This window comes from Marivirga aurantiaca, assembly GCF_016679925.1.
Lineage (GTDB): Bacteria > Bacteroidota > Bacteroidia > Cytophagales > Cyclobacteriaceae > Marivirga > Marivirga aurantiaca.
The window spans coordinates 1,123,727-1,147,723 of record NZ_JAEQBW010000001.1; the positions used below are offsets into that span (position 1 = coordinate 1,123,727).

The 23,997-nt window shown below is 37.9% G+C and carries 16 protein-coding genes; 7 read left to right on the forward strand and 9 right to left on the reverse strand.

The window, feature by feature from the left end:
- The first annotated feature begins 199 nt into the window (after positions 1-199).
- The 6 genes from JKA74_RS04755 to JKA74_RS04780 all read left to right on the forward strand — a co-directional run bounded on the left by JKA74_RS04755 (position 200) and on the right by JKA74_RS04780 (position 13,565).
- The gene (locus JKA74_RS04755; protein ID WP_201430000.1) at positions 200-3,313 is read left to right on the forward strand and encodes a SusC/RagA family TonB-linked outer membrane protein; all 3,114 of its coding nucleotides are present in this window, start codon (positions 200-202) and stop codon (positions 3,311-3,313) included.
- A 47-nt stretch (positions 3,314-3,360) separates the two neighbouring features.
- Positions 3,361-4,893: a RagB/SusD family nutrient uptake outer membrane protein gene (locus JKA74_RS04760; protein ID WP_201430001.1), complete on the forward strand. Its 1,533-nt coding sequence runs from the start codon at positions 3,361-3,363 to the stop codon at positions 4,891-4,893.
- 16 nt (positions 4,894-4,909) lie between these two features.
- The gene (locus tag JKA74_RS04765; RefSeq protein ID WP_201430002.1) at positions 4,910-6,196 is read left to right on the forward strand and encodes a PKD domain-containing protein; all 1,287 of its coding nucleotides are present in this window, start codon (positions 4,910-4,912) and stop codon (positions 6,194-6,196) included.
- A 289-nt stretch (positions 6,197-6,485) separates the two neighbouring features.
- On the forward strand, positions 6,486-9,266 hold the full coding sequence (locus tag JKA74_RS04770; RefSeq protein WP_201430003.1) for a carbohydrate-binding protein: 2,781 nt from the start codon (positions 6,486-6,488) through the stop codon (positions 9,264-9,266).
- 30 nt (positions 9,267-9,296) lie between these two features.
- On the forward strand, positions 9,297-10,718 hold the full coding sequence (locus tag JKA74_RS04775; protein WP_201430004.1) for a glycoside hydrolase family 30 protein: 1,422 nt from the start codon (positions 9,297-9,299) through the stop codon (positions 10,716-10,718).
- 549 nt (positions 10,719-11,267) lie between these two features.
- Complete coding sequence (locus JKA74_RS04780) at positions 11,268-13,565, forward strand: glycoside hydrolase family 3 N-terminal domain-containing protein (protein WP_201430005.1); 2,298 nt, start codon at positions 11,268-11,270, stop codon at positions 13,563-13,565.
- An 87-nt stretch (positions 13,566-13,652) separates the two neighbouring features.
- Here the strand turns inward: JKA74_RS04780 and JKA74_RS04785 are convergent, their stop codons facing one another.
- The 5 genes from JKA74_RS04785 to JKA74_RS04805 all read right to left on the reverse strand — a co-directional run bounded on the left by JKA74_RS04785 (position 13,653) and on the right by JKA74_RS04805 (position 19,352).
- Complete coding sequence (locus JKA74_RS04785; RefSeq protein ID WP_201430006.1) at positions 13,653-14,993, reverse strand: HEPN domain-containing protein; 1,341 nt, start codon at positions 14,991-14,993, stop codon at positions 13,653-13,655.
- 157 nt (positions 14,994-15,150) lie between these two features.
- Positions 15,151-16,887 (reverse strand): hypothetical protein, encoded by a 1,737-nt coding sequence (locus tag JKA74_RS04790; protein WP_201430007.1) that lies wholly within the window; start codon positions 16,885-16,887, stop codon positions 15,151-15,153.
- A 169-nt stretch (positions 16,888-17,056) separates the two neighbouring features.
- Complete coding sequence (locus JKA74_RS04795) at positions 17,057-17,974, reverse strand: hypothetical protein (protein WP_201430008.1); 918 nt, start codon at positions 17,972-17,974, stop codon at positions 17,057-17,059.
- A gap of 11 nt (positions 17,975-17,985) precedes the next feature.
- On the reverse strand, positions 17,986-18,540 hold the full coding sequence (locus tag JKA74_RS04800; protein ID WP_201430009.1) for a hypothetical protein: 555 nt from the start codon (positions 18,538-18,540) through the stop codon (positions 17,986-17,988).
- A complete protein-coding gene (locus JKA74_RS04805; protein WP_236587502.1) occupies positions 18,537-19,352 on the reverse strand; it encodes a TIR domain-containing protein in 816 nt (271 codons plus the stop codon). Before JKA74_RS04805 ends, JKA74_RS04800 begins: the two co-directional genes overlap by 4 nt.
- 387 nt (positions 19,353-19,739) lie before the next feature.
- Here JKA74_RS04805 and JKA74_RS04810 point away from each other — a divergent pair, with 387 nt between their 5' ends.
- Positions 19,740-20,621: a DUF808 domain-containing protein gene (locus JKA74_RS04810; RefSeq protein ID WP_201430011.1), complete on the forward strand. Its 882-nt coding sequence runs from the start codon at positions 19,740-19,742 to the stop codon at positions 20,619-20,621.
- A 934-nt stretch (positions 20,622-21,555) separates the two neighbouring features.
- Here JKA74_RS04810 and JKA74_RS04815 read toward each other — a convergent pair.
- The 4 genes from JKA74_RS04815 to JKA74_RS04830 form a co-directional block, all read right to left on the reverse strand.
- Positions 21,556-21,765: a helix-turn-helix domain-containing protein gene (locus JKA74_RS04815; protein ID WP_201430012.1), complete on the reverse strand. Its 210-nt coding sequence runs from the start codon at positions 21,763-21,765 to the stop codon at positions 21,556-21,558.
- Positions 21,766-21,768: 3 nt separating this feature from the next.
- Positions 21,769-22,305: a DUF2975 domain-containing protein gene (locus JKA74_RS04820; protein ID WP_201430013.1), complete on the reverse strand. Its 537-nt coding sequence runs from the start codon at positions 22,303-22,305 to the stop codon at positions 21,769-21,771.
- Positions 22,306-22,455: 150 nt separating this feature from the next.
- Positions 22,456-22,896, reverse strand: a complete 441-nt coding sequence (locus JKA74_RS04825; RefSeq protein WP_201430014.1) for a hypothetical protein — start codon at positions 22,894-22,896, stop codon at positions 22,456-22,458.
- A 279-nt stretch (positions 22,897-23,175) separates the two neighbouring features.
- Positions 23,176-23,919, reverse strand: a complete 744-nt coding sequence (locus JKA74_RS04830) for a helix-turn-helix domain-containing protein (RefSeq protein WP_201430015.1) — start codon at positions 23,917-23,919, stop codon at positions 23,176-23,178.
- Positions 23,920-23,997 lie beyond the last annotated feature (78 nt).

Genomic DNA, 23,997 nt, shown 5'->3' on the forward strand with positions numbered 1-23,997 from the left:
TATCTAAATATAATTATCTGAATTTCATGAAGTTATTTTATTTGACGTAGTAATGACGTATTACTAAAATATTGTGGTGTAATTGAAGTGTAGAGTTCTTTTTTGATGAGCTAAGTAGTTAAGATATGTTTATACCCATGAACTGCAAGCAATTGCAGTGGGAACGATTAAACATATTATTAAACTAACTTAAATAATAATGAGAACAAAGCTTTACTTAATTGTATGTCTCCTATGTTGCTCTCAGTGGGTTACAGCTCAAACTGTCACCTTAACAGGGAAAGTATTGGATTCAGAAAACTCAAGTACATTGCCGGGAGTAAATGTCCTGGTGAAAAACACTGCTCAAGGAACCACCACTGACTTTAATGGAGAATTTACTCTTCAGGTAAACAAAGCTGATGTATTGGTTTTTTCTTTCATCGGTTACAAAAATACAGAAGTTACTGTAAGTAATCAATCCTCTATTGAAGTTGAACTGGAATATGATATTGAAACACTCCAGGAAGTGGTGGTGGTTGGATATGGTACTCAAAAGAAGAAGGTAGTTACAGGTGCTATCAGTAGTATTTCCTCCGAAGATTTAGAAACCTTGCCTATTAATAACGTAGGCCAGGCACTGCAGGGGAGAACTTCCGGTTTAACCATTGCTTCAAATTCAGGCCAACCTGGCTCAGGTGCTACTATCAGGGTAAGAGGTATTACTACCTTAAATAATAACGATCCGCTTTGGGTGGTTGATGGTGTAGTAGTTGATAATGGAGGGATTGGCTACCTGAACCAGTCAGATATTGAATCCATTGAAGTATTGAAGGATGCAGCTTCACAAGCTATATATGGCGCTCGTGCGGCAGCCGGGGTAATACTTGTAACAACTAAAAAAGGGAAAAAAGGTAGAATTTCTGTTAATTATAATGCCTTCTACGGCACTTCTTCCCCCGCAAGAAGGCTTAATTTGTTGAATGCTACAGAATATGCTACCCTACGAAATGAGTCTTCTATTGCAGCAGGCGATGGTGTGGTATTTGAAGACCCCGCCTCGTTGGGAGAAGGAACTGATTGGCAGGAAACTATTTTCAATAATGATGCTCGCAGACAAAATCATGAATTGAGTGTTAGCGGAGGAAACGATGTATCAACCTTTTATTTGTCTTTTGGCTATCTGGGACAAGACGGTATAGTAGCCACTGAAATTTCTCAATACGACCGCTATAATGTACGCCTTAATTCTACTCATAAAATCAATGACTGGATTACCGTTGGACAAAATCTCGGTTACTCTTATGAAAAAAGTACAGGATTGGGAAATACTAACAGCGAATTTGGCGGTCCTTTAAGCTCTGCCATTAATTTAGATCCAACCACACCTATTTACGAGACTGATCCTGCCAGGTTAAGCAGTTCCCCTTTCAATCAGGATTCTTTAGGTGCTGTGCGAGCTCCTAACGGTGCTTATTATGCCATTTCAGGACAAGTAGGCCAAGAGATGTCAAATCCGCTAGCCTATATCCAAACTCGATTGGGAAATTATGGCTGGTCTGACAATATAGTTGGTAATGCCTTTGTGGAGATGGAACCACTTAAAGGATTGGTTTTCAGATCAACTATTGGAACTAAGTTGGCATTTTGGGGTGGAGAGTCATTCACTCCACGCTACTATTTGAATGCTTCTACCAATACTAGCCAAACATCTTTTAATCGGAGTACCAACAGAAGAAGAGATTATAATCTGGAGAATACACTGGCATATACCAGAGAGTTTGGTAATCATAATTTGAATGTGTTGGTAGGTCAGGGCGCGTACCGCGATAATTTTGCTTATGGTGTGAGTCTTACCGTTTTTGATATCCCCGTAGACAATTTTGATGATGCATCTCTTAACTATGATGTACCTGTAGCTTCTACCAATCCCGGAGGTTATGAAAATGCACCTCACACCGTCAGCTCCATTTTCTCCAGAATTAACTATAATTATGATGAAAAATACCTGATGACAGCAGTCATAAGAAGAGATGGTTCCAGCCGTTTCGGAACTAATAATAAATACGGTTTCTTTCCATCTGCTTCTTTAGGTTGGGTAACCTCATCGGAGAATTTTTGGGTTGATAATGGAATTGTTGACTTTCTTAAAGTGAGAGGTAGTTATGGTGTAGTTGGCAACGACAACATTGGTGACTTTGCTTATATCTCAACCATCAGTGGTGGAAGAAACTATCAAATAGGTACAACTCCTGATGGGTACACAATCGGTTACAGCCCCGATGCTCCTGCAAATCCAGATTTAAAGTGGGAAGAAACCACACAAATGAATGTAGGTTTTGAAGCAACTGTTTTCACCGATTTTGATCTTACTTTTGATATCTATAAGAAGATTACTGAAGGTATTTTGCAAAATCCGCGTATTCCGGGCTACGTAGGGGCAATTTCAAATCCTGCTTCCAATGTAGGTACAATGGAAAATAGTGGTATTGAATTGGAGTTAGGATATCGTAAAAGTATAGGTGATTTAAATCTTAGTGTGAATGGTAATGTATCTTACCTGCAAAACAAGGTAACCTATTTGGGTGAGGGTGTTGAGTTTTTAGATGGAGGACAGTCCTTTCAGGCCAGCAGTGCACCAATTACCAGAACAGCAGTTGGCCAAGCTGTTAACTCCTTTTATGGGTATGAAATTCTGGGAGTCTTCCAAACTCCGGAAGAAGTGGCTGCTTATGTAAACTCTGAAGGTGCCTTAATACAACCTAATGCACAAGCTGGTGATTTTAAGTGGGCCGATAATAACAATGACGGTGAAATTACCGAAGCTGACCGCGATTTTTTAGGCAGTCCGGTACCGGATTGGTCGTTTGGCTTAACTATACGAACAGAGTATAAAAACTTTGATCTGACAATATTTGGTCAGGGCGTAGCGGGTAATCAAATTTTTCAAGGACTAAGAAGGTTGGATATCCCTAATGCTAATTACCAAAGCAGAGCCCTGGGAAGATGGACAGGTGAGGGGACTTCAAATGATTATCCAAGACTTAATGATGATGATCCGAACGGTAATTTCAGCCGCCCTTCAGAATTCTATTTGGAAGCAGGTGATTATTTTAGGATTAAAAATATCCAGTTAGGATATACTCTACCACAATCCACCAGCTTAAAAGCAGGTATGCAACAAGCCAGGGTTTATGTAATGGCTGAAAACCTATTCACATTCACTAACTACACAGGCTATGATCCTGAAATTGGAGGTGGGGTTTTTAGCATTGACCGCGGTATTTACCCGCAGGCACGCTCTTTAATGATGGGGCTTAATGTCACCTTTTAAAACCTGTAAGCTAAATTACTATGATGTTTAAATTAAAAAACACAGCAATGAAAACAAACTTAAAATATATAGCTTTACTGCTCACCGGCATGTTTTTGACGGGAGCTTGTAGCGATGAGTTCCTGGAAGTAGAGCCTAAAGGCAGAAGCCTGGAAGATAATTATTACAGAAATGCTGAAGAAGCCTATAAAGGTTTGATAGCAGCATATGATCCTATTGGTTGGGTAGGCGGTAATTTAATTACTAAAACCTTCGCTACTAATTCTGCCTCTGACGATCATGTGGCAGGTGGCGGAAACGCCAATGACATCACAGCGGCACAAGTGTGGTCTAGCTATAGTTTAGATGCCGCTACAGGTCCCCAGGATGTATTATGGAGCAAAGGTTTTTCCGGTATTTTCCGCGCGAATAAATTACTTGAAAAGTTGCCTGAAGCGGAAATGAATGAAGGTGTAAGGGAAAGATTTGCCGCGGAAGCCAGGTTTCTGAGAGCTTTCTACTATTTTGATTTAATCAGACTGTTTGATCTGATTCCTTTATTGACAGAGCCAATTCCCTCTTCCGAGATGTACAATGTAGAGCAAGCTAGCAGAGAAGCCGTATTTGAACAAATTGAGATAGATTTACTAGCAGCCATTCCTAATTTACCAACACAAGTTGATAAGACTACTGAGGCTGGAAGAGCCTCGGCAGGTACAGCTCTTGCCTTATTAGGTAAGGTGTACTTACAGCAAGAAAAATTTGGTCAGGCCACTGAACAATTGGCTAAAGTGAATGGAACCCCTGGCGCTACCAGTGAGTATGGATATCGTCTGGTCGATAATTTTGCAGATTTGTGGGACAGTAATAATAAATTCAACAGTGAGGCCATTTTAGAAGTTTCTCATACCTCACTTTCCAACGGTGTGTGGGACTGCATTGGTTGTACGGAAGGAAATGTGCTTAATATTATGTTGGCACCTAGAGGTTATTCCATAGAGAATGAAAATGCCGGGGCTCCTAATTTTGTATCAGGGTGGGGATTTAATCCTGTCACAGAAAGCTTAGCACAGGCTTTTCAATTGGGAGGGGGCTTATATGACCCTCGATATACTGCTACAGTTGTTAATCTCGACAGCCTGGAAGCTGCCGGTGTAGTGAGCTATGAAAAGTCCTATCAAAATACCGGTTACTTTCTAAGAAAATTTGCAGGAAAGCAAGATGATGTGTCAGAAGGCGGAGGAAACTATGAGTTGAATTTTTTCCAGGACACCTACGAAATTAGATTGGCAGATACTTACCTAATGGAAGCTGAGGCAATAGTAAGAGGGGGAGGAGATGCTGGCAGAGCACAAGCATTATTGGATGCAGTACGTGCCAGAGTAGGTTTAGGATCTGTTCCTGTCAGTTTTGATAATATCATGAGTGAAAGAAGGCTGGAATTAGCAGGTGAAGGACATAGATGGTTCGATTTGGTGCGTACAGGACGTGCAGCCCAGGCGCTGGAAGATAGAGGGTATGTGGAAGGGAAGCATGATAAACTGCCTATTCCTTTACTGGAGTTGACTAACACTTTACTAGAGCAAGACCCGGCTTATTAATCTTAAAACTGAAATAATGAAAAAATTAGATATAAAATTAAGAATCAAAAGTTTTGTAGTCCTTGGACTTTTGTTGATAGGGATTTCCTGTACCCCTGAAAATGAGGATTTATCATTGGGGCAAAAAGCGGAAGCTGCTTTTACTGTGGAAGCCATTGAAGGCATGAGAAACACCTATTTACTTAACAGCAGCACACATAATGCTTTCTTGTATGAATGGGATTTGGGAACAGGTGCCGAGCCTTTCGCAGGCGGCCAGACAGATACCGCCTTTTTTGAAGATAAAGGGTCTTATACCGTAACATTAACTACCTTAAGTGCAGGCGGACATTCCACTTCCTCAGAAGAAGTAGAAGTTGCTACGGATGCTGTGGCAGGTACCAGCGCTGTGGTGGGTGGAGATATGTCAGATCCTTCTGTCTGGAATTTTATGAATACAGGCAGCACTGAAACTGTTTATGAGTTTCAGGATGGAGCTGTTCATTTCTCAAACAGCGATCCTGCTCAATCTAATATTGCCATGTGGCAGGAAGTTACATTAAAAGGAGGCAGAGCATATACATTTGATGCAGATTTGCAAGGTTCAGGCATGATGAATTCATGGATGGAAGTCATACTGCTTGATGAAGCTCCGGAAGAAGGCATTGATCCGCAAGGAAGTGTTTTTACAGGTTTAAATACCTGGACAGGCTGCGGGACAGACGCTTTCGATAACGCTTTATCAGAGCTCTCTTGTTTGGGTGACGGTAATGTAAACATAGCTGAAGACGGTGAATATTATTTAGTCATCAAAATAGGAAGTTGGGATGGCTACTTAGGCACGGAAGGACTCATTTTGGACAATGTTGAATTTATTGCTCAGGAAAGACTGACAGAAGGAGCCAACATCTTAAGTGGAAGCAGTATGGACGATGCAAGCTTATGGACCATCACGGACATGGGTATGGCTTTAACTGATGTTGAAATTGCTGATGGTGTGATGAATTTCTCCAATGGCACAGAATCCACTCAAACCAATGTGGGGGTATGGCAGTCAGTAGAAGTGGAAGCAGGGCAAATCTACAAATTGAAAGCCACTGTAGATAATGCAGGTGCAACAGGCTCGTGGACTGAGTTTTATGTTTCTACCACTGCACCGGTAGATGGGGTAGATTATACCACTGGCAGAGTAGAGCCGGGAGCCACTAAATCCTTTGCAGAAGCAGGGACGGTTTATGTGCTGATAAAAGTAGGCAGCTGGGATGGTAATCTCGGAGCCGATGGAGTCACGATAGACGATGTGGAATTAGTAGAAATGAATTAAATAGAGCCTATTAGGCAATTAAATGAGAATCGATGGTATCCACTTAAAGTCAGCCCCGATAGTTATAGTGGGTGGCTATCATATTAAGTTAAGACAATTCTCCTTCTCACCTTGGGGAAGGATACAAGGATGGGGTATAAAATATAGCTTAACTTAATAGCATTGAGGGGGAACGTCTATCTTTTGTGTAATTTAATTTTAGTAAGCATAATTGTTTAGTTTAATTGCCGGCAGGATTTTTTTCTGTCGGTAATTTTTTAAAGAAATATATAAATATAAATAACTGATAATGAAGATTTTAAATTGTCTAATTCGATCATTTTCTTTTGGTCTGGTTTTGCTTTTATTGTTATTTGCTCAAAAAAGTCATTCTCAAGGCTTTTTAAGAGCTAATGGCACTCAGATTACCAATGAAGATGGTAATGAAATCATTTTCAGAGGAATAGGCTTGGGTGGCTGGATGCTTCAGGAAGGATACATGCTGGGCACTTCAGGACCTCAGCATGAATTGGAAGCCCGCATTGTAGAATTAATAGGATCAGAAAAAAAAGCAGCATTTTATGATGCCTGGCTCGCTAATCATGTACGAAAAATAGATATTGATTCCATGGCTTCATGGGGTTATAACCTGGTGCGATTACCTATGCATTATAAACTTTTCACACCTCCCATTGAGGAAGAAGCCGTGGAAGGTGAAATCACCTGGATAGACAAAGGATTTGAAATGACCGATGCGCTCCTGGAATGGTGTAAAGCCAATAATATGTACCTGATTTTAGATTTACATGCCGCGCCTGGCGGACAAGGTGAAAATGCTGATATCAGTGATTATGACCCTTCCAAACCTTCTTTATGGGAAAGCGAAGCCAACCGTGAAAAAACTGTTGCGCTCTGGAGAAAACTGGCAGAGCGATACAAAGACGAACCCATGTTGGCAGGTTATGACATTATAAATGAGCCCAATTGGGGATTTCAAAATCATGAATCAGACCCGAATGGATGTGCTGAATCTGAAAATGCATTGCTTTGGGAATTACAGCAAGATATTACTGAAGCCATCAGGGAAGTAGATGAAAACCATATCGTAATTATTGAAGGCAATTGCTGGGGAAATAATTATAGCGGACTCCCCACTTTATGGGATGATAACATTGTGATCAGCTACCATAAATACTGGAATGCGAATACAACCGAAGCTATTCAAGGGATGTTGGATATGCGTGAAGAGCGCAACGTGCCTATCTGGCTGGGAGAAACGGGAGAAAATTCTAACACCTGGTTTACGAATGCCATTTCGCTTTTTGAAGAAAACAAAATGGGCTGGGCATGGTGGCCGCTTAAAAAACTGGGAAGCAACAACCCTTTGCAGATTAAGAGAAATACCGGTTATGAGGATATTCTGAACTATTGGAACAATGACGGAGAAAAACCTTCTGAATCTGAGGCCTATGAAGCTCTCATGCAAATGACAGAAGATTTGAAGCTGGAAAATAACATCTACCATAAAGGGGTAGTGGATGCCAAAATCAGACAACCTCATACTGATGAAACTATTCCATATAATTCTAATCTGATTACTCCTCAGGGAGAAAACATCATTTTTGCGGTGAATTATGATTTGGGTAAGGAAGGATTCGCTTATCATGATAATGTATCATCCAACACCACAGGTAATGCCGGTGGCGCTACCTGGAACAGCGGTTACAGTTACCGAAATGATGGCGTAGATATTGAAGCCACTGAAGATGAACCGGGCAATGGCTACAATGTTGGCTGGATAGAAGATGGAGAATGGTTACTTTATACCATTAATGTGGAAGAAGAAGGCAACTATCAATTGAATATCAGAACCGCCTCGACTAATACAAGCGGTAAAATGAAAGTATTGATAGATGATGTTGCCGCTACAGAAGTGATTGCTTTGCCAAATACTTCTGATTATCAAACGTTTGAGACAACCACAGTAAAAGATGTTTACTTGAAAGAAGGAACACAAAAGCTTAAGCTGTATTTTGAAACCGGGGGATTCAATTTGAACTATTTCCAGTTGGAGGGGCCGGAAGCCTCCGTTGAGCAGCCAAAAGCCATCGAAAAGAAAGCAACCCATAAAAAAAAAGAGGTAAAACTAATCTTTAACCAGGCCTTTAATGAAGTTCCTGAAGATGCTGGTTTTTCGGTGAGTATTAACGGAGCAGATGCTACTATAAATTCTGTTGTTCATGACTCTGAAAATCAAAGAGTTATTACCTTACAGCTGGAGGAACAATTGCTTTACCATGATACGGTTTTAGTAAGCTATTCCGGATCTTCTGTCACTACTCAATCCGGAGTGGTGATGGAAGATTTCACCAATGAATCAGTCACAATAGAACTGGAAAATGGCGTAATTCCTCATGTGGTGCCTGGGAGGATTCAGGCAGAGGATTTTGTTTTGAACAACGGATTTGAACTGGAAGAAACAGAAGACAGTGGTGGAGGAATGAATGTGGGCTATACCGACAATGGCGATTATCTCGATTATATGATAGATGTGGAAGAATCAGGCAGTTATTCTGTGAAATACAGAGTGGCTTCACAAGATAATGGAGGCGCTTTGGCACTTAAATTAATCCCTGATGAAGGAGCTGAAGAAACTTTAAGTGAAGTAGAATTCTCCGCTACCGGAGGCTGGCAAACATGGGCCAGTGCCGAAGGAAGTAATGCCACACTGGAAAAAGGTTTGCATAAAATCAGGTTATTGGCAAAAGCTTCTTTATTTAACATCAACTGGTTCTCTTTAAGTAAAATTCCTGATGGGGAAGTACCTACAGCCAATCGGGAACTTTTGAAAGATGAGCTGGTTACTATCTTTCCAAACCCCTCACAATCTTCCTTCACCATAAAATTTACAGGTTCAGAGCGCCCGGAATTTATATTTATTCATTCAGTTGATGGTGAAACTTTAATGAAATTGATGCCTGAAGATGGAGCAGAAGAATTAGTAGTAAACCATCAGTTGGATTCAGGTTTATACCTGCTAACTGTTATAACTTCTCAATACAGGGCTGTCCAAAAAGTATTGATTAAATAAATCCTTACAAAAACCTTATAAAATAGTAGAATGCAAAATTTTAGAGTAAGCGTATGCCTGCTGTTTTTAGCGGTTGTTTATGGATTGTCGGCTTGCCGGTCCGGTAAAGCAGAGGATGAAAAAACCGAAAAATCAGTAATTGTAATGCGTAGCACAGCAGATGAGTCTAAGAAACTTTTTGAGGAGCAGATTAGCTTTTCCAATACAGAATCTGATGAGCTTCCGGTCATAATTATACAACCGGACAGCACCTATCAGGAAATGGATGGCTTTGGCTTTACGTTGACAGGCGGAAGTGCCAAGCATTTATTTTTAATGGATTCTGCCATCCGTAAGGAATTGTTAAAGGAATTATTTAGTGCTCAGGAAGGCATTGGGGTGAGTTATTTGCGCTTGAGTTTGGGCGCCTCCGACCTGGATGAACAAATATTTTCCTATCATGATGTAAAAGATGGGGAAACAGATCCTGAATTAAAGCAATTTGATTTAGGCTATGATAGAAAGTACTTAATTCCTGTATTAAAGGAAATCCTGACTATTTATCCTGAGTTGAAATTGATGGCTTCGCCCTGGTCTCCACCGGTTTGGATGAAAGACAATAATGATACCCGGGGTGGTAGTTTATTGAAGGATCATTATCCGGCCTATGCTTTGTATTTCGTAAAATATGTACAGCAAATGGCCAAAGAAGGGATTACTATTGATGCCATCACAGTGCAAAATGAGCCTTTACATCCGGGAAATAACCCAAGTCTGTTAATGCTCCCTGAAGCACAGGCTGTGTTTATTAAAAACCATCTGGGACCGGCTTTTGAGTCTGCAAGCTTGAAGACAAAAATCATCATCTATGATCATAATGCAGATAGGCCGGATTACCCGATCAGCATTTTGAATGATCCGGAAGCCAACAAGTACATAGATGGCTCGGCCTTTCATTTATATGGCGGTGAAATTGAAGCGATTTCTGAGGTGCATGAAGCACATCCGGATAAAAACCTCTATTTCACTGAGCAATGGATAGGTGCTCCGGGAGATTTCCCCGATAATTTGTCGTGGCATACGAGGGAGCTGATCATTGGCGCCACCAGAAATTGGTGCAAAACTGTGTTGGAATGGAATTTGGCCGCTGATGAAAATCAGGAACCGCATACCGACAGAGGCGGTTGCGACAGATGCCTGGGCGCTATCACGATTGATGGCAATGAGGTGACCAGAAATCCTGCGTATTACATAATTGCCCAGGCTTCTAAATACGTTAGGCCCGGTGGCAAAAGAATAGCTTCCAATATACCGGAGCAATTGCCCAATGTAGCATTTCGAAACACCGATGGCAGCACGGTAGTGATCGTTTTGAATGATGGCACAGGAAGCAAACAATTTAATATTTCACTGAATAAACAAACAGTTCAAACAAAACTGCAGGCTGGGGAAGTGGCGACTTATGTGCTTTGAATAGTCTATCAATGGTCTGTGAGCCACAGACCAAGGCCGACATTGTAGGAACATTAAAATAATTAAAAACGACATTAGAACACAACGGCCTGATTCATTTTAGGTATTTTTCATTAAACATTGGATCAGAAATGAAAGTGTCTGACCGCAGGGAGTTTCTTTCATTTCCCAATGGATGATGAAAAATGGCGTTAAAAAATGAATCCAGCCTTGATCTTTTTGAATACTTTTTCCATCAAGGGAAAAAGTATTGCCAGCCCGGCGAGGGCATATAAAGAGGATTAAACAAAACTTAAAAAAGATAAGAATCAATGGTCTGTGAGCCACAGACCATGGCAGAGATTAGTAATTCTTTAAAAGTTTAAGAGAAATTAAAACAGAAGTAGAATCGCTCCCCCTAAATAAAAGCCTGTCCCGACCGCATCGGGAGGGGATAATGGGGGATTTTTTGAAATAAGGAGGTTAAAAATAGTGAAACCGTGGTCTGTGGCTCACAGACCACCGTAAATGAATAAACTAAACATAATTAAAACAACACAATCAAACAGCATGAACTATAGAATAGGACTTATAATAAGCTTGTTTATCGCAAGTATTTGCATAGTAAAAGGCCAGTCACCAAACGAAAAAATAGAAAAACTCCTTCAGCAAATGACGCTGGAAGAGAAAGTAGGTCAAATGGCCCAAATCACCCTGGATGTGGTAGGAAAAGGGCAAACCCGATTTGCCAGCGATGAACCCCTGGCTTTGGATCCCGATTCCCTGAGACGTGCTTTGGTGGATTATCATATCGGATCCGTATTGAACACCGCCAATAACCGTGCACTTACGACTAAAAAATGGTATGAAATCATCAGTGAAATACAAAAAGTAGCGATGGAAGAAACCCGTTTGGGCATTCCCATTATTTATGGAGTAGATGAAATCCATGGAGCCACTTACACGGTGGGTGCTACCATGTTTCCGCAGCAAATTGGTCAGGCTGCCAGCCGTAACCGTGATTTAGTAAGAAAAGGTGCTGAAATTACTGCCTATGAAACCCGTGCGAGCAATATTCCATGGAATTTCTCTCCAGTATTGGACTTAGGCCTCGACCCGCGCTTTTCACGCATGTGGGAATCTTTCGGGGAAGATCCTTATTTAAGCACAGTATTAGGTGTGGAAATGATCAATGGTTACGAAGGAGAAGAAAACAATATTGGTGATCCTACGCATGTCGCTTCCAGCTTGAAGCACTTTTTAGGCTACCATGCTACTGTTTCTGGTAAGGACAGAACACCGGCTTATATCTCTCCTGATGCATTGAGGGAATATCATTTGCCCGCTTTTAAAGCAGCCATTGAAGCCGGAGCACATACCATTATGATCAATTCAGGTATTATCAACGGCATTCCGGTGCATGCGAACTACGACTTGCTGACCAAGCTTTTGAAGGAGGAGCTAGGCTTTGAAGGTTTGGTGGTAACCGACTGGGCTGATATCGAAAACCTGCACAGACGTGACCGAGTAGCACCCAACAACAAAGAAGCGGTACGAATGGCCATTAATGCCGGAATCGACATGTCCATGATTCCCTACCAATATGAGCCGTTCTGCGAAGGTTTGGTGGAACTGGTGAATGAAGGAGAGGTGAAAATGGAGCGTATTGATGATGCGGTAAGAAGAATCCTGAAGGTTAAAATGGCCTTAAATCTTTTTGAGAAGCCCAACACGCACTACAGTGATTACCCGAAATTTGGCAGCCAAGAATTTGAAAAAGCAGCTTATGACATGGCAGCAGAATCCATCACTTTATTGAAGAATACTGAGAATATTCTACCGCTGGCTAAAAGCTCAAAAGTACTGGTAACCGGTCCTAATGCTAATTCTATGCGGACTTTAAACGGTGCCTGGACTTATTCATGGCAAGGGGAGAAGACGGAGGAATATGCCGGTCAGTACAATACCGTTTTAGAAGCGGTGCAAAAAGAAATAGGAGAGAAGAATGTGTATTATAAGCCGGGTGTCAGCTACAAAATGGATGGCGCTTACTATGAAGATCATTTGGATGGACTGGAAGAAGCTGTTAAAATGGCCGCTAAAGCAGATGTGATTTTACTATGCGTAGGGGAGAACACCTACACCGAAAAGCCGGGCGATTTAAATGATTTGTATTTGTCTGATAATCAAACCGAGCTAGCCAAAAGATTAGCAGCCACCGGCAAACCTGTTATTTTAATCCTAAATGAAGGCCGTCCGCGCATCATTAGTAAGTTTGAGCAGGAAATGGACGCCATTGTGCAGACTTACCTGCCGGGCAACTTCGGAGGAGATGCATTGGCAGATATCATTTTCGGAGATGTAAACCCAAGTGGTAAATTACCTTATACCTATCCTCGCTACCCCAACGCGACCATTTCTTATATTCATAAACCCTCTGAAGAGCAGAAAAAAGCAGAAGGCGTGTACAATTATGAAGCAGATTATAACCCGCAATTCAGATTTGGGGAAGGCTTAAGCTATACCACTTTTGCGTATAAAAACTTAAAGTTGGCTAAAAACACCTTTTCAAAAGGCGAAACCATTAAAGTGAGTGTGGACGTGCAAAATACCGGAAAAAGAGCCGGAAAAGAGGTGGTTCAGCTGTTTAGCAGCGATTTATATGCCAGCAAAATTACGCCTGATGTAAAACGCTTAAGAAGGTTTGAGAAAATTAGCCTGGCAGCGGGAGAAAGCAAAACGGTAACTTTTGAGTTAACTGCAGACGACTTAAAATACTTTGATGCCACCGGAAAAGCGATCACAGAAGCCGGTGAATTTGAATTATCCGTAGCTGATTTGATTGTTGAATTTGAACTGGTTGATTAAATATAAATTACACTCTTATAGAAACTCCGCAGTGCTTGAGAAAGGGGCTAGGGATTTTAGCACCTGTTAGCAGTTTGTACATTTCTTTTAATAAGCTTTGTCCATTGCATCATCGATTTCTTTTAGTACTGAAAGCTTAGTTTCATACTTTCGAGAGAATTCAATAAAACGAATAATCATAATCCTGACACTCCGTTGAAAAATTGCAAGATCATTAAGTTGAAATTCTTTATTCTTTCCATGGTGCACGATTCCACTACGAACAGCATACATGGCTGGTAATATACGTTTCATGAGAGCTCGATCTTCTGTATTCTTGGTAACAATTTTGGGGAAATACTTGGTTAAAGAACTCAATATTGGTTCGGTCTCATTCTTTATTAAAAAGGATTCAACGATAATAAAAAGATCCACAATCCTTCTGTATGTATCACCTGTTGACATAGCTAGCGCATACAAATGAATCCCTTTCTTAACCAACTGACCGATTTCGTTCTTTGATGGACTAGCAATAAATTTTGAAACCACCTCAAAACCTTCTTGTACCATCATCTCATAATACTCTTTAATGAGTATGAAATGGTTTGGGTTTCTTTGGATATGGTCTTGTAGATCTTTAGGGTTTATTGCAACTCCTTCCATTTCAATTTCCATTGACAGAAAGTTCATACTTGGATTCAACCTTACTCGGTATTCAATGTCGAAATCTGTATATATAGATGGAAAATCTACAGTTTGACAATACATTTTTATACCATCAATTGCTAAACCACATGCTTTAAAAGCTTCAATTTTTGCCTTCTCCCGATCGTAAAAACCTAGGGCAACAGATGCCATTACTTGACCAGAAAATCTCTTTTTGTAACGATCAATAACTTCACTTTTCAAGCCAATGGATTTACCGAAAGAATCAAAATCTGAATCCTTCAGAAAGTCGATGCTGACTTTTCCCGATTGAAAACCCTTTTCAATTTCCAGGAACATTACAGGAAAGAAAAACCAGTAAGTCTTGAAGTTTTCATTCAGCGTACGGAGTAAATAATCTGCAAAGCTTGGAATATTTTCCTCCTTGTAAGTTCTGATCATCCAATCAAAGCAGGTTGATTCTACTAAATCATATGATATGTGCTTTTGAATCTTATTTTGTTTGTAGATAGATCTAACGAATTTTAAATATTCACTCCTTGATTCGTAATCCAGAAACCCTGTGATTTCTCCTTTTCTATTTGTGGCGTAAGTTCCAAATTCATCTTTCCAATCCATTCCATCAATTGGTCCAAGATTAAGGATAGGATGTTTGTGTAAGATTGAATTCTCTTGCTTAGGCGTGTTACTTTTCGGCCTATCTTTAGTCGATTTGATTATCTTAATCAGCTCTTTACTTTTCGAGTTATAATGATCCTTTGCCTTTTCTGGTAATTCTATCATCTAAGTGGGATAACTGTTAACGGTCTAGTATAAGAATAGTAGCGTAACTTTTCGCTTTAATATAGACCTTTTTTATATTTTCTTACTGTCGTTCTATCACTTAAACCGCTATAATTTCTTAAACATTGTTAGGTGCTGGCCTTTCTCCATATTTATCTTAAGCGAACACATCCGCAATTAATTTTTTGATTGTTAGGTTTTCCAATTTTGCTGCGATTGGTGAAACATTATCTTGGTTCAACTTCCAATGCATCCCTTCATTATATATTATTCCTAATAAATAGTGAGATTCTGGTGAGGTAAAACCAATTTCTTCTGCTTTTTCCAATTTACTTCTAGTTTTATGAGTACCTAGAAAGGCAGATCTCGCATCAGGACTTTGAAGTTTGTTATAAGCAATTTCTTCTATTCTTATTCTTAAACCACCACATACAGCAAAAGGGTCGAAAGGTTGGTCGGATAAATAGTTTTGTACTTCATTGTTTAAGTGATTTTTGAAATTGTCATTTTCTCCCCAAAGTTCAGGTATATTTAATGCTCTAAATTCATTCCGCTTGTTAATTGTTGCTGGGTCGTAATGAAGTAAATATTTAGACACATCATCTTTGATAGACAAATCTTCTCTATTTCTCAAAAGGTTAATTATTCCTTGTGCAACTTGAATAGTGGACTTGTTGAGATAATAGACCTTTTGATTACTGAATGTGAAATTTTTAAAATAATTAGGATTTAAATGTGTCAATATTAATGGATAAATATTTTTGTCGGCAAGCTTAAAATCTTTTATAAATTGAGTAATGTAATATTGAGCTGCTGTTAGATTTGCATCATCTAAATAATCAAATACTTCATCAATTATTAAAATATTTGCACCTTTTTTTAAATGTCTTTTAGCTCTAAATAGCATTGATATAAATGTCAAAATATCCCTTTGACCATTTGAAATATGTATCGCTTGTGGAAATTTCACTACTAGTTTTCCAGCTGTCTGACTTGTGCTTATATTTCTCCAAGTACAATTAAAAGTTGTAAGAGTTTGGTCAAAACGTTGCTTGTCTAAACGGTAATTACTAAAAGTACAAGCGGCTTTAAAATTATTTGGGTCGTTGTTATAAAGTGAAATTACTTGAATAGCAGCCAAATAACTTTTGGTTTCACAATTGTAACCAATATCAAATTCATTAATTAAATTTCCAATTGTGTTTAAATAGTCAATCTGTTTTAAGTCGTCTAAACAGTTTAGAGAAACCCAATTATTTAATTCGTTGGCTGTTGCTTTTGAATCTTGGGTATTTATTGAGTCGATTATGAGATTTAACCTTTGTTGTATTCTATTTCCATTTGCACGTTGTAATGCCAGGTAGTTCTCACTCAATTTTTCTACCAAAACTAAATTTGTCAAAACAGAATTTGCATTTGGAAGAACTTTACCACAATTACCGAGATCAGTTTGATTATTTCTATAAGAATAATTGAATTGTGTGTTTGCAGGAATTCTATCAACTAAAACAACATCCTTTATTTCCAATCTTGCAGTTGCATTGCCGAAACGTGAACCAATTCCCTTTGGTTTAGTTAAGTTATTTATCACGAAATAGTCAAAATGCGAGCTTATCGTATTAGAATCATTGGTTGCCTCTAAATTATGCGTTGTTCCATTTACATCAATATATTCAATTGCTATTCGTGGTAGATTTGCAACATTTTCAGCGTGCAAATCATCTTCGGCAAGAACAATGCGATTGTTATTCATAGAATTGAATGCAGTAGCTAACGAACTTTTTCCAAAACCATTTGGTGCAACCAATAAGCTTGGTTTATTAGGATAAATTCCGAGGTCAAGAGTTTTTTGTGCAATCCCTTTTATATTTTCAATTTCAATTATCTTAATCATAAATTTTAACTGGTTGGTTTTTTCGGCTTGGACCTAACGTTTAGTATATGAAAAGTAGGCGATTTCGAAGCATTGAACTTTCGGTTAAGCACAAAGTTTGACACGAGCCAAAAGCCTTGATTTTACTGCTATTACGCCTATTTTTATATACATTGCTGGCATTTCGTTTTTATTTCATTCGGAAATATATTTCCCCTGTTTGAGATGCGTGTCTGCGTTTTATCAAAATCAATTCATTTAATCTTATTCGACCTTCCAAAACTTGCATTAAGTCCATTCCGTCCATTAAAATCATTGATTTGGTAATTGGGCTTCCCGTTTCAGTGCAATCGTTAGAGTAAGGCCCAAGAGAAATAAAAAGTCCTAACGTATTTTTTAACTTCCCTGATATTTTGCCGCCAAAAGTATATAAGTCAGCAGCATTAATTTCAGTTTTTTCTTGCCATTTCGCTTCTAACAAATAATCATTATTGTCAAACGTGAATGCACCGTCAATCTGTTCTCCTGTTACTTTAAATGCTGATTTTGGGTCTAAGTCAAAGAAGATGAATAATTCGTTGAGAAACTTTTCAAATTGAAAACCTTTTTTTTGAGCATTTGGATTCGAAGCAATTTCATAAAAATTCATTTTCAAGTCATCTAATTTTTGTTGGTAAGAGATGCTTGATTTTAATTTCTCTTGATTAGATTCACGCCTTTCTTCTGCCTTTTTTAATTCCGAAATTGTTGCGAAATATCCTTTTGCTTGGTTTCTTAATTTGGTGACTGATGCTTTAGCCTTTTCAATTTTTGTTTTTGAATCGTCCCAATATTCCAAATGTGAAAAATCATTTATGTTTCCAACTTCTTGAACAAGTTTAAGTAAGTCGGTTTGGTACATATCTTGTCTTTTGGTCATTCTGTCAACTAGCTGAGAAACACTTTCATATTTTGTGTTTTCATTCCAATCTATTGTAGAAACAATTAATGGATTCTCAAGTGTCAATTCGATAAATTGTCTTAAATCTTTCTTTCTCCAATAGATAGCAACTAAAGCTTCTTTTAGAGCTAAAATTGCAGATGCTGTTATTTTCTTGTTTATACTCAAACTCTTCGTATTTATTCGTGTTGTATGTAAAAACGTTCTAATAAATCCATTATCAAATCTGACGGGTCTTCATTTCTGTCTTTAATCAATAGCATTTCTTTTAACTGGTCTTTTGTCATAAAAAGAACAACTTTATTGTCCTGATTAAATACAATATTTCTTTGTCGATGCGCTGCTTCATTGGGTGTTTTACTGCAAATCATGATTGAAAGCCGACCCATTGCTGCTGTCATATAGTTCCGCGTTTGATTGACTTCATCGTGTCCAATTTCAGTTGCATCATAATTTTTGAATTCAAAGAGAATCATTCTTGCATCTAATTCAATATAGAGGTGATGCCAATTTTTAGAATTAGGGTCGTTGTTAGATGTAATATTTCGATTTGGCATTATTGCATCTCGTCTATTTACACCTGAATAGGTTCTTCCTTGTCTTGTAGCAGGATTTAGAGGTGGGACAAGCAAGAAAGTTAAAATATCTGTACATAAATTCTCAAATTGAGACCAACCTGCGTTACCTAATGGGCAAGCATCCAATCTCTGAATGAAATCGTTTACTTGGCTCATCTTAAGAAGTATTTATTTAAAAGTCGCTTACGTTTTGAAACTACTTTTTTAAGTTTAGCTCCATCTAAAACTTTTATTTCAATATTTCTATTTCTTTGTGTTTCTTCAATGAATTCTTCTGCAACAGAAGTTAACACACTGTTTGTTATAAGTAATATTTTTGCGTCAATCCTATTTATGTAGTTAAAAGACTCTATAATTCTATGGAGTGAGTTTATACTAAATCTTTCCTCTCTATAAAATTTAGTTTCAATCATCCAAACTTCTTTATTTGGAAAACCAAAAACATCTTTAGTGTATGATTCTGCAATAAAATCAACTCCAAAGTCATTTACTCTTTGTTCTCGTTGAATATTTTTAAAACCGTATGCCTTCAGTAAGTCATACGTGAACTCTTCAAATTCCATTGGACTGAAGCGGTCGAATGAAATTTCAGGGATAATTTTTAATTTTTGAACGATTCGTTGTAGCCCTTTTTCAAAATCATTAGTTAGGTTTATTATTTCGTATTCAAGAAAATCACTAGGGATTTGGCATTTTTCAACTAGTATGGGGATAATATTCACCTTTCTTTTTCGAGCTTCATCAAAAAAATATTTTGGAAATTCATATCTGAAATAGTCAGAGGTAAAGAGTGATTGAGACAAAAGAACTATAACTGTTTCACTGGTCTCATACATATAACGTATTTGGTCGAAAACATTTTCTCCAACACTTATGTCTTTATAATCAAAAACGACATCAATGTTTTCCCTTTGCAAAGAATCCGATATTCTGTGAGCAATAGAGCTATCATTATGATTGTAGGACATAAAAACTCTATTTCTATTGTTTGTCATTTATCGTAATCGTTTTAAAATGAATGCCAACAGTGATATAATAACACAAAAGTTGTCATTATATCACTTATGTTTTTCCTGCACCCGACTACAAACGCTTGTAAATGCTTAAGACCATTTAAAAGCCATTCTTTGTATTAGGTTCATAAAAGCTCTCCAACATACTTCCATTCTCTATTAAATCCTAACTGTTCATCGAACAACAATGCAAAATACCTATATGTAGGTAGTGGTTTTTACAAAAAAGCGGGGGAATGGCAGAAATAATCTAAAACCTGGCCAACACATCTCTTTCTCACAAATTATCCTTCGTTTAAGCTTAAAAATCACTTAATTTGCCTTTTGAAATAAATAAACAATATGGCTTCAGGATTTTTTGCCATCTTAGATGATGTGGCTACGTTGATGGACGATGTGGCAAGTATGACCAAAATTGCGGGAAAGAAAACCGCAGGTCTTTTAGGGGACGATTTGGCGGTAAATGCTGAAAAAGCTTCAGGTTTTATGTCTGAAAGGGAACTCCCGGTACTCTGGGCTATTACAAAAGGTTCCTTACTTAATAAAGTAATCATTTTACCTGTTGCCTTTTTATTGAGTGCATTTGTTCCCACAGCCATTATCATTATTTTGTTGATTGGCGGCTTATACCTGGCCTATGAAGGGGCAGAAAAAATATATGAATACCTCGTACCACATGCTCATAAGAAAGCTGCACCAACAGTTAAAAAGCTTCCGAAAGAGGAAATACTGACTGTAGAAAAAGAAAAGATAAAATCAGCTATTGTCACTGATTTTATATTGTCAGTAGAAATAGTAATTATAGCATTGGGCACGGTCACTCAGCAATCGCTGTCAATACAGATCGGAGTGGTGACCATCATTGCGCTGATCGCCACTGTGGGTGTGTATGGTGTTGTGGCGCTTATTGTGCGTATGGATGATTTAGGAATCAGGTTGATCAACCGTAATGAGGATGATAATAGCTTTTCTGCTAAGATTGGAAAGTTTTTAGTAGCCGCCTTGCCTAAAGTGATAAAAAGTCTCACAGTAATAGGTACCATCGCTCTTTTGCTGGTTTCCGGAGGTATATTTGCGCACAACCTGGATTTTATCCATCACCTGGGAGAAAGTATTCACATTCCCGCTCTGCTATTTGAATTTCTGGTTGGGCTAATAGTTGGAGCAGTGGTGCTTTTGGTAGTGATGCTGGGTAAGAAATTGTGGAAATTGATGAAGAAGTAGGGAGGCTTTTGAAGTCACCCTACACTGATATTTATTGAACCAGCCAGAGGATGGCAGAGCAAGACCTTCTCGCATCTAAACAAAGGCATCTTACAATATAACAATGCCTGCTTACACTCAAACAATGACCTCTTACAGTCGTACAAGGCCTTCTTACATCCAAACAATGCCTGCTTACAGTCATGCAAAGTCTCCTTACAGTCATACAAAGACCTCTTACGTTCATACAAGGCCTCCTTACATTCGTGCAAAGACATCTTACAGTCGTGCAAAAGAAATTTAGCGATTTGCCCCTGGTGAGCTATCTGCGTAATATTTTAGATGATTTATGAGACTTCAGCTTTCCCCAACTCATCCCGATCCCGCTACGCGGAACCACCCTTCTTACCGATGGGTCGGCACATGCTTTTTGGGAAGAGAAGGGAATATTAGTAGCAGTCATTTTTAAATGGTAATTTTTGTGCATATAGTTTTTTAAGGATTACATAGATTATCACGAGATTTCTCCCCTCTTTCCTCGGGAGAGAGGGGAAAGATTTGTCGAAGACGAATCATGGGTGAGTTTTGAAAAATACGGCTTAGCAACTGACTATCCAGTTTAGGGTACTCTTGATAAATACTCCACTGTTCAAAAACCAAATAAACTTTACTCGAGAAAGCGGGTGGGAGGACAAAAAGGCGGGGAGCGCGTGGAATTGCAGCGTGGAAGCCAGCCAAAGGCTGATCAGCCTCTGGCTGACATCTTTTGTCCCGAGTACTCGGGACAAAAGATGAAGAATAAAACTTGGTTTAAAAATGCATAAAATTTAAGTTAAACCTTAATATTAAATGAAATTCCTGTTTTCTGAGGTTTTGTACTTAGATTTTAATTTTCATACACACTAATAAAAGCAAGAATATCCAATTTATAGGTAAAATTTATCTCATTAGGAGCCTACTTATCATCAACATATTCCAAAATATCTCCTGGTTGGCAGTCTAAGGCATTACAAATAGCTTCCAAGGTGCTAAACCGGATGGCCTTTGCCTTTCCTGTCTTTAGGATAGATAGATTAGATAATGTCAACTCAACTCTTTCAGAAAGTTCATTCAGAGAAACTTTTCGTTTGGCCATCATCACATCTAAGTTTACAACAATTGGCATAGGTTAAACAGTTAAATCGTTTTCGTTTTGGAGTTCAACTCCCTTTTTAAAAATAGTCGCAATCACATAAATGATAGCTGCCATCAATATAAATGCCTGACTATCTGCCCAAAACCCGTTTAGGTTGTCAATCATATACCCATGATGTTGCAGGTTTTTGACTGTTTGTCGTGCTATAAAACTAAATATTCCAATGGAAAAAGTGTAGTAACTAATTTGTATGATTTGTTCAGAAACAAAACTGTTGAATGGCTTTGATAAATTTAATTTGCTTAATAACCTGATAACTACATAAAACAAATATGCTTTCAGAAGCGAGATGAACAAGATAAAACTATACATACTAAAAAAGACCCATTTGCTACGACTATACATTTCACTTAAGTCTAACTTTTGATACAGGTTTTGTACAAATGCAGGATTGTAGATACTAAAGAAAAAATTGACCAGCAATCCACCGGCTTCTATGCATAAGCCAACGAAGATGATCCATGCAACGATGTGTAAGCCTTTAAATACGAAAGTGTTTCCTTTTGACATAATTCATAATAGTTAAAATTATGATGCTAAGGTAATAGTTATTTATTGATAAACAATAAATATATATCAATATTCAAAATATTTTTTCAGAATTAGTCGATGAATTCCAGTCATTTGCTTTCGAAGTCAATGGCTTATTTATATAGTGTGCTATAGGATATTTTTGGTTTTTTCTTTTTTTGTCCCATTTGTAAAATATTTAAATGAAGCAAATATTATTGCACCTCCAATTCCTTGTTCTACTATATGATAAATTGTATTGGTAATTTCATATGAAATTGAAGACTCGTGTATTGCAGCCATAGTTAATCCATGAGGAAATACCCACAAAACACCGATTATCATTCCAATTCTAATTCCTTTTAATAATGAGTCATTATCTTCCTTTGAATTCTTATAGAAGTAGCTCATTAATAATCCAAGTAAGATGTACGCGATTAGTGTAATACCAAGGCCTTCATGATGAGGATGTATATTTTCATTTACTGCAGGCATAATTAAGTTATGATAAATCCCGCCAACAACCCACATCACAAATCCTGAAAAAACGGAGGATATTACCCACCTGAAAATGTTCTTTTTTGTGTCCATAATTTTAAAATTTAGAAACCTGAGTTTTATTTTAAAATTGACGTAAAACTATATTAGGACGTCATCTCGGAAATTTTCTTTTTACATTTTTCAAAAAAAGAAAATTATCCGTGATCTCATTAATATTTAGCATGAGATACTGGATAAATTAAGACTTTTTGAAAAGGTAAGTCTTAATTTTCCGGCATGACGGTATTCAATAACAAACTCAAGTTAGTAGTAAATTAATATAGGTCACAAAGTTCATATTCATGTTTGATCAAAACTTGAATAAACAGACTATTTTAAAATAGTAGATGGTTTTATGCCAAAATTTTCTTTAAATGTCCTTGTAAGATGTGGTTGATCAGAAAACCCTCCAATAAATGATGCTTCTGTCAAATTATTATTCTCATACACTGCGAAAATTGATTTTATGAGTTTGCTGTGTAGTACAAATCTGCGAAATGTAAGTCCTGTTTCTTTCTTAAATAGTCTATTGAAATGACTTATTGATAAATTAACAGCTACGGAAATTTTATCTACATGCAATTTTTCATCCTCACTGTCCATTATCAGGGTCATCGCTTTCAAAATACGATCATCCATTACTTTCTTTTCTTTGCAAGCACCTGTAATCAGGGATATAGCATCAAGGATATTTTCAACTATTTCCTGGGTATTAACATTAGAATAAAACCAATCTTTTATCAAGCTTAAACTGTCCTGAAGTTTTAAACTGTCGAGTTTTAAAATAGGATGAGCATTATCTGTAAGCCTCATTCCTGCCTCAGAGTATGGTACGATATGAATAAAGGCAACATACTCATTTTTACAAGTTTCAATACTGAAATCAATATTCTTTTGAATCAGGACAGCTTGATAATCATCCTGATTATCCTTTGAAGTATATAAGCTGAATAATTTTCCAAACGATACAATTACTGTTAAAGCGTAATGTTTATGGAAATCTGAGACAATATCTTTTCCAATAAATATCCCTCCAATTTTTGAAAATCCTATTTTTGATATTTTATTAATCATATATTAGGATGCATTTGATACGGAGTTTTTTAAAAAGTGCTCAACAGCATTCAGCTATCGGGTTTATGCCCTCAAGCA

What these genes read in the sequence shown, in the direction of transcription:
- JKA74_RS04775 (WP_201430004.1), top strand. Translation starts at nt 9,297, where the DNA reads ATGCAAAATTTTAGAGTAAGCGTATGCCTGCTGTTTTTAGCGGTTGTT.
- JKA74_RS04790 (WP_201430007.1), bottom strand. Translation starts at nt 16,887, where the DNA reads ATGATTAAGATAATTGAAATTGAAAATATAAAAGGGATTGCACAAAAA.
- JKA74_RS04780 (WP_201430005.1), top strand. Translation starts at nt 11,268, where the DNA reads ATGAACTATAGAATAGGACTTATAATAAGCTTGTTTATCGCAAGTATT.
- JKA74_RS04800 (WP_201430009.1), bottom strand. Translation starts at nt 18,540, where the DNA reads ATGAGCCAAGTAAACGATTTCATTCAGAGATTGGATGCTTGCCCATTA.
- JKA74_RS04765 (WP_201430002.1), top strand. Translation starts at nt 4,910, where the DNA reads ATGAAAAAATTAGATATAAAATTAAGAATCAAAAGTTTTGTAGTCCTT.
- JKA74_RS04830 (WP_201430015.1), bottom strand. Translation starts at nt 23,919, where the DNA reads ATGATTAATAAAATATCAAAAATAGGATTTTCAAAAATTGGAGGGATA.
- JKA74_RS04815 (WP_201430012.1), bottom strand. Translation starts at nt 21,765, where the DNA reads ATGCCAATTGTTGTAAACTTAGATGTGATGATGGCCAAACGAAAAGTT.
- JKA74_RS04785 (WP_201430006.1), bottom strand. Translation starts at nt 14,993, where the DNA reads ATGATAGAATTACCAGAAAAGGCAAAGGATCATTATAACTCGAAAAGT.
- JKA74_RS04760 (WP_201430001.1), top strand. Translation starts at nt 3,361, where the DNA reads ATGAAAACAAACTTAAAATATATAGCTTTACTGCTCACCGGCATGTTT.
- JKA74_RS04810 (WP_201430011.1), top strand. Translation starts at nt 19,740, where the DNA reads ATGGCTTCAGGATTTTTTGCCATCTTAGATGATGTGGCTACGTTGATG.
- JKA74_RS04820 (WP_201430013.1), bottom strand. Translation starts at nt 22,305, where the DNA reads ATGTCAAAAGGAAACACTTTCGTATTTAAAGGCTTACACATCGTTGCA.
- JKA74_RS04755 (WP_201430000.1), top strand. Translation starts at nt 200, where the DNA reads ATGAGAACAAAGCTTTACTTAATTGTATGTCTCCTATGTTGCTCTCAG.
- JKA74_RS04805 (WP_236587502.1), bottom strand. Translation starts at nt 19,352, where the DNA reads ATGTCCTACAATCATAATGATAGCTCTATTGCTCACAGAATATCGGAT.
- JKA74_RS04825 (WP_201430014.1), bottom strand. Translation starts at nt 22,896, where the DNA reads ATGGACACAAAAAAGAACATTTTCAGGTGGGTAATATCCTCCGTTTTT.
- JKA74_RS04770 (WP_201430003.1), top strand. Translation starts at nt 6,486, where the DNA reads ATGAAGATTTTAAATTGTCTAATTCGATCATTTTCTTTTGGTCTGGTT.